A 15,539-nucleotide genomic window follows, 5' to 3' on the forward strand; every position below is an offset into this window, starting at 1 on the left:
CATCGAAGCTGACCGACGCTCACCGGAACTCCCCCCAGCGTCCATCCGGAGACCCCGGAAGTCCTGAACCGGCGACGTCTACAGCGGAACTCCGGCACCGCCAAACCCCTCTTCCGCCGGACCATCGCCCCGCATCCGGCGAACGCCCCACCAGCCGACAACACCTGCCCTCACAGAAGAACCGGAAGATCCCCGTGCCCGACCAGCAGCACCACCTCGCCCCTGCTTCCGCCACGCCCGAGCAGGAAGCCCAGCACCGGGGAACCGGCAGCGACAAGCCCGGACGTGGTGGCATATTCGCCCGCGTCAAGCAGGCCCTGCCCTGGACCGGCCAGGGTCACGACGACGACGGAGCAAGCTGGGGCAAAGTCCACAACGCCGTTGGCGCCGCGGACTTTGCGCTTGACCCCGCCCCAGGGGTGGCGGGGCAGGACCGGCGCGAGGGCGCGCCGGACCAGGAGGTCATGACCGAGGGCGGCCATGACCAGGACGAACTTCCCCCGCGCGACGCCGAGCCGTGCAGCGACATCGACGCCGAGCGTGCCGACGCCGACGACCGCGTCGTGCGTGAAGCGCCGACCGTGACCCCTGCCGAGTTCATCCACGAGCGCGTTCCGGTTCTCGACCGCCCCGCACTTCCGGTGGACGACAACACCACCCCGCTTGCCGAACGCATGTACCGGCCGCGTTCCGGAACCAAGCGCGACGACCAGATCACCTGCTCGGTCGAGCCGGCCGAGAAGGAACTGCTCGACTTCGTCGCCACGAAGCTCAAGCGCTCTCGATCCGCGTTCCTCGCGGATTCCGCCATGAGTGTCGCCCAGGCGTACATGCGGACCGGCCGCCTCGATGCGTTCGTCCCCATGCCCGACTACGAGGCCATCGCCCTCCTCACCGAGGCGATCGGCACCCACCAGCGGGCAATCGACCGAGCCGGCAACAACCTCAACCAGCTCATGGTCGAGGTCTACAGCGGTCCGATCCCCGAGCGGGCCATGGAAGTCCTGGACAAGCTCGATGCCTGCGCCACCGAGGCTCTCCATGCCTACCAGCGCGTCCTGCCGGGAGGTCGCCGTGGTGCCTGACGTCTCCACCGGCTCGCGCACCCGCGGTCTGCTCTCCTACCTCTTCGGCCCCGGCCGGCGCGACGAGCACACCGATCCGCACATCGTCGCCGCGTTCGCCATGCCCGGACTGCCCGACCCCGGCCGCGCTCCCCTCGACCAACACCACCAGTTCCTCGACCAACTGGCCGACTACCTCGACCAGCCCGTCCGCGCCCGCGAACGCCGCCAAGGCGCGAAGGTCCCGCAACACGTGTGGCACTGCCCCGTCCGCACCGCACCCGGCGACCGCTACCTCACCGACGCCGAGTGGGCCGAGGTCGCCCGCCGGATCGTCCACGCCACTGGCATCGCCCCCGATGGCGACGACAAGGGCTGCCGGTGGATCGCGGTCCGGCACGCCGACGACCACATCCACATCATGGCCACCAGCGTCCGCGAGGACGGCCGCCGGCCCCGCAACAAGCGCGACGGCCAACGGGCCCAGGCCGAGTGCCGCAAGATCGAGAAGGAACTCGGCCTGCGCCAGCTCAACTCCGGCGACCACACCGCTGCCCCGATGCCCACCAGCGCCGAGCAGGCCAAGGCCCAGCGGACCGGCTACCAGCAGACCGCGAAGGAGCGGCTGCAGGAACAGGCCCAAGCCGTCGCCGCCGCCGTCCGCGACGAGCAGGAGTACTTCTCCACCCTCACCGCCCTCGGCATCCAGGTCCGCTACCGCATCGGACCCGAGAGCGGCGACGTCATCGGCTACAGCCTCGCCCGCCCTGGCGACGTCAACGCCCAAGGCAAACCCGTCTACTTCGGCGGCTCCAAGCTCTCCCCCGACCTGTCCATCAACCGCCTGCGCGAACGCCTCGCCGCCCAGCAGCCCACCACGCCCGCACGGGGCACGGTCGAACCGGACCGCTGGCGACAGGCCGAGACCACCCTGCGGGAGACCGCCCGCTTCGCCTACCAGGACCAACACCACCCCGACGTGCCCGACGTCGACGCGTTCGACACCGTCGTCCAGGCCCAGGCCGCCGCTTTCGGCGAACTCCTCCACACCGCCGCCCTCACCGCACCCGCCCAAACCCGCGCCGAACTACGAGCCGCCGCAACCGCGTTCAACCGCGCCACCCGATCCAAGGTCCGTGCCGAACACCATCAGGCCGCAGCCCTCCGCACCGCCGCCAAGCAACTCCTGCACACCGCCGGCTCCGGCGATGACGGCGCCACGGCCGCTGCCCTGCTGTCCACCGCCGTCTTCGTCGTGATCGCCATTGCCCGCTGGCACCAGACCCGAGGCCACCAGCAGCAAGCCCACGCCGCCCAGCAGTCCCTCGTCCACCTGCGAACCGCCTACCGGCAGACGGCCGAGCCGGTCATCGCCGACCTCACCCGCCGCACCCCCACTCCCAAGACCACCGACCGCCTCGCCGCCCAGGTTCAGGCCGCCGTCCCCGACCACGCCCAGCGCATCCTCGCCGACCCTTCCTGGCCCGCCCTGGCCACCGCGCTCGCCCAGGCCGAATCCTCCGGCCAACCACCCCGCCGAGCCCTCGCCGAGGCCGCCCAGCAACGGGAGCTCACCAGCGCCGACCGACCCGCCGAAGTCCTCCTCTGGCGCCTGCGCAACGCCACCAGCGACCGCATCGACCAGCGCACCCAGGCCGCACGCGCCCGCACCGGCAGCCGCACCACCCCGACACCCGCACCCACAACACCCGCCGTGCCGACCGGCACCAGGGCCGCCAACGACCCCACCCGCCGACGCTGACCCCGACCGGAAACACCCGATGCCTCGAGCCCCGCCTACCCAGCCACAGGAACGCCCGTGCGCACAGATGTCGCTTCGATGTCTTCTTCGGCGGCCGGGAACCATCCCGGCCGCCGTGCGTCTTGTGTGCTTGCCAACCGTCACCGCCATCGAAGGGCACCACTTGACCAACCCCAGCACCGGCCACGACGGCCACCACAGAGCCGTCATCCGTGCCGTCCCCCACGCCGGCGAACTCGACGCCCGGGGCATCCCCATCACCTGTCCCAATTGCCGTGCCCGCCGGGACTGGCTCCTCCTCAACGTCCGCCACCAGGTCTTCGTCCGCTGCCGCTGCGCGGCCGAATGGCACGAGCCCGACCTCACCCGCGCCTACTTCGACCTGCACTTCACCGCGCCCGAACACGAGTGGGACGAGTGGGACGACTACAACATCGCCATGCGGGCACTCGCCTTCGACGGCCTGCTCGCCGGCACCACCTGGGACTAGACCAACAGCTCTACGGGCGGCCACCCGCTGGGTGACCGCCCGTAGAGCCTGAGCCTCGGTCAGGCAGTGAGCACAATGTCCAGGTACGCCTGCACCGGCTCGAAGAGCCCGTACGGCACATACTCGGGGATCTCGGCGAGAGCCACCCACGCGAGCTGGTCCAGCTCGTCCGTGTCGACCACTTCGGCGGTGCCGCTGACGGCCTCGCAGGCCGTATACGACATCAGCCGACCGGTCTTCGGATGCACCCGCTCGCCCAGGAGCTTGACGGCGGCCACAGCCAGTCCGGTCTCCTCCGCCGTCTCACGGACAGCCGCCTCCTCGGGCGACTCGCCAGCCTCGATCTCACCGGCCGGGAACTGCCAGGAGAGCTGGCCCTCGCTCACCCGCCGCCTCACCATCAGGACGCGGCCTTCATGGACCACGATCGCGGCGGCAATACCCGGGCGTTCCTCCGCAGTCTGCTGTGTCACGTCTGCTCCTCCAGGGCGGCCAGGATGGGTGGGAAGATCGTATCGGCGTCGATGAAGCGGGTCACCGAGTTTCGAGGAACCCACATCACGTCGACGTTCTCGACGGCGTCGCTGTTGGTTGCCTCGCCAGCCAGGTACTCGCACAGGAAGTACTCGCACAGCACGCCCGTCACGGGGTGGACACGGCTGCCGAGGCTCCCGCGGACAGCACAGTGAACCCCGGTCTCGTCCAGCGTCTCCCGGACGGTAGCGGTCTCCGGCTTCGCGCCGGGCTTGATCACCCCAGCAGGGAACTGCCAGGTGATCCCGGACGCGTCGTCGTCGCGCCGGCAGACCAGCAGCACATCGCCCTGCCGGAGGACAACCGCGATGGCCACCCGCAGGGCCTGCGCAGCTGGCGTGCCGGACTCGGAGGCTCCGTCGCCGCGTTCTTTCGCTGCCAGGAGGGCGAAGCGCTGACGAGCTGCGTCGGAAGCTCTCTCGTGTGCGGCGTCGAGGAGCTGCTGCATCTCGGCTCGCGGCACAACGGAGGAATCGGCGTGCCATGTGGCCACCGTTCTCACCGCGATCCCGAGCTGATTGGCGAAAGCCTCGTTGGTGAGGCGGAGGGCGGACTGGAGCAAGCAGGCGTAACGACCGCTCCAGACCTCGATGACGTCCAACGCCGTTCCCTCTCCGTCGTGGTCGCTGCAGTGCAGGAGGCGTGCGTCGAAGATGCACATCGACTGCACTGGCGCTTCATCGCTGCGCGGCGTGGATACCGGAAGACTTGCGGTCGGCACCCCAAGGCCAGGCTCATCTAGGCAACTTGAGCTCTGGAAGCGCCTGGGAGCAACAGGACACACACGCCGATCCCCTCGGAGATTCTAGGTGAGTACCCGAAGCAGGACAGTGAGTTGGGCGATTGCGCCCGCGAGACCGCCGTGCCGACAGGGCGGCGGATCGAATGCCGCCGGACCGAGCAGGGTTCACCCGTTCGGGGGGTAGGCCGGAGCGCCGAAAGTGGCTCGCCAGCGCCGGTAACCTCAGTTCATGACGGGCTGATCGTTCGTCATGTCTGAATGCCAGCAAGCTGAAAGGGAACTGATGGCCGAGGACCAGGTCCACACGGTCGAGCGCACGCTCGTCCTGCTCAAGCCCGACGCGCTGGTGCGCGGCCTCGGAGGCCGGATCATCTCGCGCTTCGAGGATGCCGCGCTGAAGATCGTCGGCGTCAAGATGAAGTGGATGGACGAGGAGTTCACCCGCAAGCACTACTTCGACCTCGAAGAGCGGCTCGGGGCAGAGGTCTACAACCTCACCGCCACCTTCATGCAGCAGGGGCCGGTCATCGCCCTGGTACTGGAGGGCTACGACGCCATCGCCACCGTTCGGAAGATCGTGGGCAGCACCTACCCGAACCAGGCTCCGGCCGGCACGATCCGCGGTGACCTCTCGCACATGAGCTCTGCGGGCAGCGTGGCAGTCGGCAAGGCCGTGGCCAACCTGGTCCACGCCTCCGGCAACAAGGAGGAGGCCGCGCAGGAAGTCGAGCTGTGGTTCGACAAGGACGAGCTGCACGAGTACCGCACGCTGGCCGAGATCTTCACTAACTAGGCCGATCGCGGCGTCACCGCTGAGACGCCGCTGCGTTGACCACTACCGGGGCACCACCGTCCGATCTGAGAGGGCACCATGACCAACCAGACCCGCCTGGCCTCCGCCGAGGAGCTGGAGTCGATCTTCCAGCGCGAGCTGGCGACCGACCGCTGGGCGGCCACCGAGACCGCCTACGCGCTGGCGGTCCGCCTCCGTGACGCCGGGGACTGGCCCAAGTCCCGCGAGTGGGTCCAGCAGTGCCTCCAGCTCCTGGAGGGCTTCCCGAACGAGACCGAGGACCAGGTGGCGACCACCCGCGTGGCGGTCGGCGGCGTCCCGCTGCCGAACTACCTGCACGCCGGCGTGATCCGCGAGCGCTTCGGCGACCTGGGCTGATCCATCTCGGGTGGTGCGGCCGGTGAAGTGACGGCCCGCCGCACCACCCGGCTCCACCACCAACTCCATACCGCCCATCCGGACCAGCCAGGGGCCACCCCGCCTTGGTTCGGCTGGATTCGCCATGCCTGAAACGAGGAGACACGACCGTGGCTGTCGAGATCGAGATGCGCGCCCGCTTCGACAAGGAGACCCACGCCCAGCTCATGGACCGCCTGCGGAAGGACGGCGAGGACCTGGGCGACGACGCAAAGCACATCTACTTCTACGTGCTGCCCGAGCAGCTGCTGAAGGTCACGGACAACACGGCTGCCGGCACCGCCAAGATCACCCTCAAGGGGAGCAAGATCGGCCAGGGCGCCGCCTTCCACGAGACCGAATTCGCGATCGCCCGAGAGGACGTCCCGGCGGCCGTGAAGGTGTTCAACGCGCTCGGCTTCGAGTCCGCGATGCACGAGGCGTTCAACTTCCGCCACAACTTCCGCTTTCAGGGCGTGGAGATCGCCCTCAAGTGGAGCGAGGCATGGGGCTATCACGCCGAGTTCGAGGTGCTGCTCGACGACGGTGCCTCGGACGCCGCCCGCGACGAGGCGTCCGCCCAGATCGTCGACGTCGCCGCCGAGCTCGGCGTGACGCTGATGAGCGAGCAGGAGCTGGCCGACTTCGCCGCCGCCTTCGAGGCCGCCGAGCAGGAGCGCAAGGCCCGCGAGGCACAGGCCGCGCCGATCCGGTAGGAGCACGTCACCGCGGTAGACCACCAGAAGGGGGTGGGCACAGATGAGCACGACCCCGACGACCATGAGTCTGGTCGACCTGGCTGCCCGAAGGCAGCTGCCGCACCACCAGTACATGGACCCGGCAACCGTTGAGTGGATCAAGGCCAACCGGCCCGACCTCGGCGCGGCCTGGCCGCCGCCCCTGCGGCCGGCCTCGAAGCACCTCCTGAGCCGGTCCGCCCTTCCGGAAACGTGGCTGGCGGACCCTCGCCTCCACGACTCGCTCCACGGTCTCAGGCACAGCATGCGGACCGCCGCACTGGCCGCTCTGCTCGCTGAGATCCACGAGCTGGACGACACCGAGACCGCCACGGTCGTCCTGGCAGCAGCCGTCCACGACTGCCAGCGCGTGCACGATCAGGACGACCGTGGCCACGGTGCTCGTGCCGCCGTCTGGTTGGCCGCCAACGCCGACACTGTCTGGACCCACTTCGGCTTGCTGGCAACGCCTCGGCGGATCATCCAGGCAGCAACCGCCATCCGCCTGCACGACGTGCCGTACGGCGCCTTCTGCTTGGACGACCAGGCCGACTACCACCGCGCCGGGCTCATCTGCGACTTGGTCAAGGCGGCAGATGCGCTCGACCGTTACCGCCTGCCGAAGCTCAGCTGGTGGCCCGACGCGCAACACGTTCGTGAGCCGGCCTTCGACCAGCTCCGCGCCGTGGCCTTCGACCTCATCGTCGTCTCCGAGACCGCTCACCTCGCCGGAGCCAGCAGCGCCGAAGCCGTCCTGTACGCACTCGCCGAGAAGGGACTGGTGTAGTCGTGAGCCTCCGCGACGCCTACGACCTGTGGGCCGACGCACACGCCTTCTTCGACTCCGCGCTGCTGCCCGACGCCGGGCAGGCCGACCCGCTGGCAGCCCAGACAGCCGTCTGGCACAAGCGCCTGACCGACGAGACGCCGAACGGCAGCCTGCTCCGAAAGAACGCGCTCTTCGACAGCCTGAGCAGCGACGGCAAGCTGCACCTGCTCCACGTCACCCACGCCCTGGAAGAGATCAGCGAGGAGGGGGTGCTCTACCCCTCCGGCGGATGCCTCGTCGGCAGCATCTACTGCGCGCCGCTCACAGCGACCGAGCACGGCTTCCGCATGCACAACCTGGCCGCCTACGTCCTCACCAAGGAGGCCCCCGCCTCCCTCGCCAGGGTCGGCCTGGGCGGACGCGCACCCACGCCGCTGATCTTCGAGGTCACCGCGCCGCCCCAGGCGTACCGCGGATTGGCGGGCGTGGACTACCTGCGGCTGGGCTCGATCCACCTGCAGATCTACACCGACCTGGAGTACCTGCTCAGCAAGACCGAGCGTCACCACCTGCGCGAGACCGTCGTCGGCCGGATCAAGAACTCGGCCGCATTCCTGGCCCTGGCCGCCGGCATCGTCTACCAGGGCTCGACCGTGGCCACGGAGGGCTTCCTGCAGCTGCTGGATGCAGCCATCCCCCGGCTGCCGATCCTCGGCTACCTCTACTTCGAGGCCCTCGCCGAGTACCTGATGCTCCACTCCACCTCTGCACGAACCCGGCAGCTGGCCGACCTCGGGGAGTTCAACAACTGGCTCTACAAGGAGATGCTGTTCGCCTCCTTCCCCGACATGGCTGGCAAGTTCAACCTCGCCAGGTTCCGTCCCCGCCCGCAGCAGCTGGCGGCACTTCTGCAGCGGGTGGACCCGACCATCGACGCTGACCACGCCCGCGCGTACATGGTCGAGCGGATCAGCTACCTCGTGGCGGCCCGGCTCTTCACCAGCGGGCAGGTGCCTGAAGCCTGGCACCGCACGCGCTGGGAGTTCGACAGCCTCGCCACCCAACTCGGCCCGCTGCTCGGCCACCTCATCCACCGCGAACTCCGCAGCTTCGGCCGCTACCCCGACTTCTACTTCTACTTCGACCAGCACAAGGCCCTGCAAGCCTGGAACTACTGGAACCACATGGACATCGTCGCGCCGTTCAACGGCACGATGCCCAAGGGCGAGATTGGCATCAACCCCGCCTACCCGAACCTGGACTACCGCGTCTGGCGTGCCGAGCCGGACAACGCCGGGCACCTCCACCCGACCGAGCAGCTGGCGCTCAGCATCGCGCCGCGCCTGGTCGACATCAAGTACACGCTCATGCGCAACAGCAGCCGCTGACCGCTGCCCCACGCCCCTCGACGACCGATCGCGGAGGAGACGCATGTCCACGCCCGGCCCCACCACCCCATCTACCACCGACTGGCCGGCGCCCAGCCAGCCCGCCGAGGCGCTCTTCACCGAGATCTACCGCACCAACCACTGGGGATCACCCGAGTCGGTCTCCGGGCCCGGCTCCGAGATGCGCCAGACCGAGGCCGTCCGGGCCTCCCTCGCCTCGGTCCTCGCGCGCTACCCGATCCGCACCGTCACGGATGCCGGATGCGGCGACGTCAACTGGATCCGCCGTGTTGACGGGTTCGACCAGCTGGACGCCTACCTCGGCCTCGACGTCGTCCCCGACCTCGTCCAGCTCAACCAGGAACGGCACGGCAGCGAGCGCATCTCCTTCCGACAGGCCGACCTGAGCAGGGACGACATCCCGGCCGCGGACCTCGTCATCGCACGAGACTGCCTCGTCCACCTCACCCACCACGAGGTGCTCACGTTCCTCGACCGCGTGACGGCCAGCCGCTCGACCTACCTGCTCGCCACCACCTACGTCGGCGAGGCCGAGAACCGCGACACCACGGACACCCACTGGCGCCCGCTCAACCTTCAAGTGGCCCCGTTCCACCTGCCCGAACCCGTCGAACACTTCTACACCGACTTCACGGACGGCGGCCTGCACCACCCCGGCAACGGGCTGGGCCTATGGACGATCGACCAGCTCAGCTCCCGAACCACCTGACCACCACCCAGGCGACCCAGGAAGCGAGACCCCGATGAGCCCGCACGACCAGCAGATAACCGCCCTCCTCGCCCAACTCGACCAGGCCCTTGACTCACCCGCGACCACGCACGGCCTCGCCCGCACCCTCCGAGCGACCGTCAAGGAAGTCGAGCTGCACCGGCACCACCGGGCCAGCGTCGTGGCCCTGCCCGACTGCGTCCTCAAGCCCAGCCCCGCCAAGGTCCAGATCGGCGGCGGCGGACACCGCATCGACGGCTTCTTCAACATCGACATCGTCCCGCCGGCTGACCTCCTGTGGGACGTACGCGAGGGCATCCCGCTCTCCGACGCCAGCGCCGAGACGATCTTCTCCGAGCACTTCCTGGAGCACATCGACTACCCGCGCTCCGCCAAGTACTACGCCCGCGAGGCCCACCGCGTCCTCACGCCCGGCGGCCAGCTCATCACTGGCGTCCCCGACGCTGCCTTCGTCCTGAACCAGTACCCGGCACCGCCGGACCGGGCCGCCGAGATGATCGACCGGTGGTACGCCAAGCGGCAGTGCCGAGGCGACATCAACACCTACCTCGACCTCATCAACTACGTCTTCCGCGACCAGGACGACGACCCGACCTACAACCCCCACTACTGGGCGTACGACCACGAGAAGCTCGCCCAGCTCTTCACCGAGGCTGGCTTCCGCACCGTCGAGCCGTGGACCTTCGATCCGGCGATGGCCAACCCGAAGCGGCAGTGGGCCAGCGTCTACGTGATCGCCACGAAGTAGCCCCGAGAGGCGCGTAACCCGCGAGCGATCCGCACGGGAGCGCATAGGACCTCTGCCCGTGGTGGCCGAAGCGAGCCCGGCCACCACGGGACGGCGGGACCACCTGATCAACGCCAGCAGCAGGCACCCGCACGCCTAGGCAGCCCCGAGCGGGAGGCACCTCATGTCTCAAGGCCATCCGTATATCAGCCACCTGACCTTGGCCGACACCCCCAACGCGGTCCCCTGGGCCCGCCGGCACACAGCCGACATCCTGCGCCGATGGCGGATCCCGGACGCCGTCATCGAGACGACCAACCTCATCGTCTCCGAGCTCACCACCAACGCGGTCCGCCATCCAGTCGACAACGAGCCGCAGAACACCGGATACCCGAGCCTGGCCGACGTCGGCACGTTCACCCTCACCCTCCAGCTGACAGGAACGGGCTTGCTCGTCCAGGTCGCCGACCGTGATCCCCGGCCGCCAGTACGGCGGGAGGTGGGTGTGGAGGCCACTGGTGGACGCGGACTGTTCCTGGTGAGCGAGATGGCCAACCGCTGGGGCTACTACCCCACCACGGCGGCCGGGAAGGTCGTCTGGGCCGAACTTCTCCATTACGGTTCCGGGCAGTCCGCCCCAGGCCACACGAAGGCCAATGAGCGTGGGCAGCCAGCCGAACCTTCTGGCCCAGTCTCCGACCCGCTACTGATCGGACGAGTCTTGGTCGGCCTGCGCGAGCTTTAGAGCAGGAGCCGGCCTTACACAGATTTCAGAGTCCGGCTGTCCATCAAGGCTCTGTCGGCGTCGACGAAGCCTTGAATCACGAGCGCATGAAGTGAATACCCTTCAGATGAAGGCTTGTTCGCTACAACCCGCTCGATACCGAAGCCGCTGTCCTCGACCTGAACACTGACAGCACCGCCGAGCTGGTCCTGAACCACAGCCCGTTCTACCCCGAATCCGGCGGCCCAGACGGCAACACCGGGACCACCACGCGGCACGTTATGAACGTCGCGGCTGATGGCGTGACTGGTGGGAAGTCGGTGGTGTGGTCAATTTGGGCGCGCTTGTCCGTGGCGAGGCCTACGATGACCCAACCATGCCGAGGCGGGTGGAAAGTGGAGGCGAGGGGCTTGTCTCGTGGATCGCGTTCGTGGTTGATCGAGGACGCGTCGATCTCCACCAGGGAGCAGGACCGCTTCGACCATCACTCGGTGGCCCTGCAGCTCGCCGAACTCGTACGCAGCGTCCAACATCCCACCGCTGTCGGCCTGCTGGGGCCGTTTGGAAGCGGCAAGTCCTCGGTGGTGCGCCTACTCGCTGAGCATCTACGAGTGGACAACAAGCTGGCTGTGCTTCAGGTCAGTGCCGAGCACCACAGCGGGACAGCACGTGCGCGCGCCATGCTTTACGGGCTTCTGGGAGCTGCTCATCGCGAGAAGTTGATCAGCGATGAGACGCTGGACACTGAGCGTGCGTGCCTTGAGGGATCCCGTCAGCGGACCCTTCCGCGGCCGACACCGAACGCACACCGCCCGGGCAAGCCCGGCGCGGGACGTTACATATCCATGGCCCGGGCGGGGGCGGGGTGGATCGCCGGGGTGCTCGCAGTGGTGTGGCTGCTGGGGATGGCGGCAGTGTTCGTGGGCCACCTCCTCGGCCTGGGGCACGGGGTCGTTCCGTGGAGGTGGTTTGCATCCAAGGGCGCTGCGCCGGTCACTGCGGTTCTGTCCAGCGCATCGATCGTCGTCGCGGCAATCGGCGCGGCCAAGGACGGGGCCATTCAGGCGTTCCGTGCGTACGACATCTCGGTCACCACCCCGAGGCCGGATTCGACGGACGAACTGGAGCAGGTGTTCTCCCGCCTCATCGACGAGATCCACCAGCGCAAACTGAAGCGCCTGGTCATCGCCATCGACGACATTGACCGGCTGAACGCGGACGAGGTACTGGAGGCACTCGCGACCATCCGCAGCCTGCTCCTGGCAGGAGCACACAGTGCCCTCAATCCGGTCTTCATCATCTCGTGCGACGAGGACATCGTCCGCGAGGCGATCATGGGTGTGCACCCAGGCCTGGCCCACCGCGCCGCCCCAGCCGGCACTCAGGAAGGCAGGCGCAAGGCCACCGAGGAAGCAGCCCAGGAGTACCTGAACAAGCTCTTCTCGGTGCGAATCACGCTGCCGGCGCACCACGACCACGACCTGCTCGAGTACGCCGAGCACCTCCTTGTACACCCGGACGAGCACCCGCTCGTGGGCTACGTCGGCGGCATCGGGGCGACCCGCAGCGTGCTTGAGACGCTCGTGCACCCCCAGGTCCGGGAACCACGGCACGCCATCCGCCTGGTGAACGCGTTCCTCACCGATTACGGGCTCGCGCACCGCAGGGAACGCCCGTCCCCTGGCCGGGCTGCCCGCATCGCACCCGGCGAGGTCACCGGCTTCCCGCTGGAGCTCGCCCGCCTGGTGGTGCTGCGCAGCGACCACCGGACGCTGTACGACCGCATTCGGCGGGAGACCGTGCTGCTGTCCTTGCTGGACGACGCGCTTCTCGGCTCACAGGACGCACTCAACGACCCCTTGCTGCGCGACTTCCTAAAGTCTCCTGACCTACCCACGGCGGGCCTGAACACGGATGAGTGGCCGGGGCTGGCGTATCTGAGGGCCACCGCCTGGAGGACGCGAAACCACCGTCCGCCGCAGCTCAACGCTCTCATCACGTTGGGGTCCACGCCAGCGAGCCGTGATCTAGGCAGCGAAAACGCCCAGGCGATCGCCCTGGAACTGCAGCAGCGGGACAGTGAGGCGCTGGGCCAGCGGCTCGTGGACGTCGGGCAGCGTCGCCACGTGCTCGGCGCGGTCAGGAACACCCTGGCCGGCCTGAGACCCGGACTGGCCTTGGACAACGCGGTGGCGGCCACCGTTCTGGCCCTGGGCAGCCTCCCCGACCTGATCGCCGCGGCCCCAGAAGCGGGAGCGGAGGCGGCCCGGCCGGAGCTGACGGCGCTCACTGAACAACTCGCGCGTCGCCGTGTCGAGGCGCCCGACGCGGTGCCCATCCGTGCATGGGTACCGCTTCTATCTTCCATACCAGCTGCCTATCTGTCCCTGCTGGTCGAAGAGTTGACGGCCAAACCCGGCGATCCAGACGAGGCCGGGCAGTGGGCGTCGGCCCTGCTAGATGTTCCCGCAGACATGGCGTTCGCGCCTATGTTGGCGGGCGCCGTGGAGAAGTACTTTGCCGACCTGACCGTCTCCGGTTCGGAGTTGGAGTTGGAACGGTGGACCGAGCCAGGGCGGCACCGCGAGTCCTGGCCTGCGTCGGCCTATGGTGCCCTGCTCGCGATGGCTGCCAGTCACGGTACCCCCGACACCCTTGATTTCGCGGTCGACCTGGCGCGCACGCATGCCCAAGTTCACCGCTGGGACCGCAATGTCATCCGCGGCCTGATGACAGACTGGGACACCGTCTCGGCCGTCTGCAAGCAGCGACGTGTCGCGGTGCTGGATGAGTTGGTTCTGCCCGCCGACAGCTGGGGGCAGCTTCTGGATGACGAAGCCCTTGCCGCCGTGATCTCGCCCACCGCCGCACCGCGTCATGGGGTTACGCTGGGCGGCTGGCTGGCATGCCAGCTCGCGCAGTTCCTCCACGACGACGAGGACATGGCCACGTCACTGAGGACGCAAGAACTGCTGGAGAAGTGGCTTCCGACAGTCGGCCCGCAGCCTGCACCAAACACCAATGCCACCTGCAACGATGTGATCTTTGTCGTGTTCGCCCAGGTGGCTCTGACTGGGATGGAACTTGCGCAGGCCATGTCTCGACTCCTGCCCAGGCTGCCGCAGCACGATGGAGCCGGTTTCATGACGCTGATTTTGACTCAACTCCGCTCCGCCCAACCGGAGCTCGATGCCGACATCCTCACCACCATCTTCACCATGCTCGCGTCCTACCTGCAGGCGACTGATGATGCCGAGTCGGGTCCCGTGCTGCGGTCCGCGCAGATGGCCCTCGACGTCCTCGTCGCCCCGCTGCCCGAAGACAGCGATGCCGGCCGGCTGGCCAGGCTCGGGCTCTCGTCCGTCCTTGCCACCAAGCGCGGCGCGGCCCGGGCCGGGCAACTGGTCGCAACCCTGGCCCAGCACCTGCCCGTTCCAATGGTGGGCCCTGCACCTCTGTCCGGAGTGCATGGGGAACTCCTCGTGTGCCTCCACACGCTGTTGGCGGATCCGTCGACCCGACAGTCGAGCCTGCCAGCGATACTGGAACGCCTTCAGGCCAGCGTGAACCAGGGCCATGTCGCCGCCCCGGTTGACTTCGCCGCCCGATACCTGGATGACCCGCAGATCCACCAGTTCTGGATCGCCCATATCGACCAGCAGTGGGCCTCCGTCACCCCGCAGTCCCGGGACCTCGCGGTGCGCGGAGCCGAGCGCCAGGACGTCCGGGACTCCTCCCTGGGCACGCGTCTGGCCTCACACATCCCGCACGGCAACGACGCGGTTTGGGCCTGGGCAGCCCGGCTTTGGCCGCGCGCCGAGCGGCAGGTGCAGGTGGACATGCTGGCCGTCGCCCGTGGCCGCTGCCCTGATCTCGCCTCCCACGCCGCGCAAATCCCGGGTGACATGCTGACCGAAGCCATTCATCGGGCAGGCGACCACATCGAGGACCTGTTCAAGCTGTGTGCCGACAACCCCGCCCTTAACGCGTCGCTCACCAGTTACATGCAGAGCCTGATCCACAGTGGGGACGTGGACGCCCACCTTGTCCGGGTGGCCGTCGACGCCTCGACCGATCCTGCTGGCGTGTGGGACATGGCCCTGCGGACAGCTTCCGAGGACCAGTACGCGGCCCGGCGCGCCGCAGCGGTAATCGGGGCTCTCGCCGAGGCAAAGCCCGCGAGCGCACCGGCCGACTTGGTCAGCCGCCTCGCCCCAGTCATTTACGGAGCGGACCCTGAGGCCACGCGGGCGTTGGGTGCGGCAGTGGCATCCCTGCCGCGGAAGGTACGCCAGGGACTCTCCGACGCCATCCCTCGCGAGGGTCAGCCTCGCGGCAGGCGCACCGAGTTCCGCAAGGCCGCAGGCCTGTAACGGAGGGGTGAGGTTCCCCCAAGGTGCGGAAGGTTGCCGAAGATGGGACGGCCACCATGGCGCTTGCCTGGCCGAGGAGTTCGACGGCGTGGCTCAGGCGGGCAGTGTGCTGGATCGGGAAGAAGACCAACAAGCGGGGGACGTCTGGCCACTGTTGGCCGCGCCGTTTGTTTGTCCTAGGGGAGGGATATCGTTGGCGAGTCGCCCGTAAGGGATACGACGCCCCGCGTGGGTTCACCCAGCAGGACACGCCCGGCGTGTACATGTCGAGCACGCCCATTGGGTGACC

Annotated in this window: 14 protein-coding genes; 12 read left to right on the top strand and 2 right to left on the bottom strand. The window is 68.4% G+C overall.

Going from position 1 to position 15,539, the window contains the following annotated elements; all coding sequences use genetic code 11:
• Positions 1-194: 194 nt before the first annotated feature.
• The 3 genes from AB0C76_RS16945 (at position 195) to AB0C76_RS16955 (ending at position 3,316) form a co-directional block, all read left to right on the top strand.
• Complete coding sequence (locus AB0C76_RS16945) at positions 195-1,085, top strand: hypothetical protein (protein WP_359965245.1); 891 nt, start codon at positions 195-197, stop codon at positions 1,083-1,085.
• A complete protein-coding gene (locus tag AB0C76_RS16950; RefSeq protein WP_359965412.1) occupies positions 1,075-2,826 on the top strand; it encodes a relaxase/mobilization nuclease domain-containing protein in 1,752 nt (583 codons plus the stop codon). The genes AB0C76_RS16945 and AB0C76_RS16950 overlap by 11 nt, the downstream gene beginning before the upstream one ends.
• 163 nt (positions 2,827-2,989) lie before the next feature.
• Positions 2,990-3,316, top strand: coding sequence for a hypothetical protein (locus AB0C76_RS16955; RefSeq protein WP_359965247.1), 327 nt, complete (start codon positions 2,990-2,992; stop codon positions 3,314-3,316).
• A gap of 59 nt (positions 3,317-3,375) precedes the next feature.
• Here the strand turns inward: AB0C76_RS16955 and AB0C76_RS16960 are convergent, their stop codons facing one another.
• Together AB0C76_RS16960 and AB0C76_RS16965 are read right to left on the bottom strand one after the other, a co-directional pair.
• Positions 3,376-3,789: an NUDIX hydrolase gene (locus tag AB0C76_RS16960; RefSeq protein ID WP_359965249.1), complete on the bottom strand. Its 414-nt coding sequence runs from the start codon at positions 3,787-3,789 to the stop codon at positions 3,376-3,378.
• Positions 3,786-4,451 (bottom strand): NUDIX domain-containing protein, encoded by a 666-nt coding sequence (locus AB0C76_RS16965; RefSeq protein ID WP_359965251.1) that lies wholly within the window; start codon positions 4,449-4,451, stop codon positions 3,786-3,788. The genes AB0C76_RS16960 and AB0C76_RS16965 overlap by 4 nt, the downstream gene beginning before the upstream one ends.
• A gap of 424 nt (positions 4,452-4,875) precedes the next feature.
• Between AB0C76_RS16965 and AB0C76_RS16970 the strand changes: the two genes are divergently transcribed.
• The 9 genes from AB0C76_RS16970 (at position 4,876) to AB0C76_RS17010 (ending at position 15,250) form a co-directional block, all read left to right on the top strand.
• Positions 4,876-5,385, top strand: coding sequence for a nucleoside-diphosphate kinase (locus tag AB0C76_RS16970; RefSeq protein WP_033346890.1), 510 nt, complete (start codon positions 4,876-4,878; stop codon positions 5,383-5,385).
• A 78-nt stretch (positions 5,386-5,463) separates the two neighbouring features.
• Complete coding sequence (locus AB0C76_RS16975) at positions 5,464-5,763, top strand: hypothetical protein (RefSeq protein WP_033346891.1); 300 nt, start codon at positions 5,464-5,466, stop codon at positions 5,761-5,763.
• Positions 5,764-5,912: 149 nt separating this feature from the next.
• Complete coding sequence (locus AB0C76_RS16980; protein WP_359965253.1) at positions 5,913-6,497, top strand: hypothetical protein; 585 nt, start codon at positions 5,913-5,915, stop codon at positions 6,495-6,497.
• A gap of 43 nt (positions 6,498-6,540) precedes the next feature.
• Positions 6,541-7,305, top strand: coding sequence for a hypothetical protein (locus AB0C76_RS16985; protein ID WP_359965255.1), 765 nt, complete (start codon positions 6,541-6,543; stop codon positions 7,303-7,305).
• 2 nt (positions 7,306-7,307) lie between these two features.
• A complete protein-coding gene (locus tag AB0C76_RS16990) occupies positions 7,308-8,675 on the top strand; it encodes a hypothetical protein (protein WP_359965257.1) in 1,368 nt (455 codons plus the stop codon).
• 43 nt (positions 8,676-8,718) lie between these two features.
• Positions 8,719-9,405 carry a class I SAM-dependent methyltransferase gene (locus tag AB0C76_RS16995; RefSeq protein WP_359965259.1) on the top strand — a complete coding sequence of 229 codons (687 nt, stop codon included), beginning with the start codon at positions 8,719-8,721 and terminating at the stop codon, positions 9,403-9,405.
• A 34-nt stretch (positions 9,406-9,439) separates the two neighbouring features.
• A complete protein-coding gene (locus AB0C76_RS17000; protein WP_359965261.1) occupies positions 9,440-10,174 on the top strand; it encodes a methyltransferase domain-containing protein in 735 nt (244 codons plus the stop codon).
• Between the two features lie 199 nt (positions 10,175-10,373).
• The gene (locus tag AB0C76_RS17005; RefSeq protein WP_359965263.1) at positions 10,374-10,898 is read left to right on the top strand and encodes an ATP-binding protein; all 525 of its coding nucleotides are present in this window, start codon (positions 10,374-10,376) and stop codon (positions 10,896-10,898) included.
• 413 nt (positions 10,899-11,311) lie between these two features.
• A complete protein-coding gene (locus tag AB0C76_RS17010) occupies positions 11,312-15,250 on the top strand; it encodes a P-loop NTPase fold protein (RefSeq protein ID WP_359965264.1) in 3,939 nt (1,312 codons plus the stop codon).
• Positions 15,251-15,539 lie beyond the last annotated feature (289 nt).

It is taken from the genome of Kitasatospora sp. NPDC048722 (genome assembly GCF_040650235.1).
Classification (GTDB): Bacteria; Actinomycetota; Actinomycetes; order Streptomycetales; family Streptomycetaceae; genus Kitasatospora.

Coding starts and splice junctions, on each gene's coding strand:
- AB0C76_RS16970 (WP_033346890.1), top strand. CDS start 4,876: ATGGCCGAGGACCAGGTCCACACGGTCGAGCGCACGCTCGTCCTGCTC.
- AB0C76_RS16975 (WP_033346891.1), top strand. CDS start 5,464: ATGACCAACCAGACCCGCCTGGCCTCCGCCGAGGAGCTGGAGTCGATC.
- AB0C76_RS16985 (WP_359965255.1), top strand. CDS start 6,541: ATGAGCACGACCCCGACGACCATGAGTCTGGTCGACCTGGCTGCCCGA.
- AB0C76_RS16995 (WP_359965259.1), top strand. CDS start 8,719: ATGTCCACGCCCGGCCCCACCACCCCATCTACCACCGACTGGCCGGCG.
- AB0C76_RS17000 (WP_359965261.1), top strand. CDS start 9,440: ATGAGCCCGCACGACCAGCAGATAACCGCCCTCCTCGCCCAACTCGAC.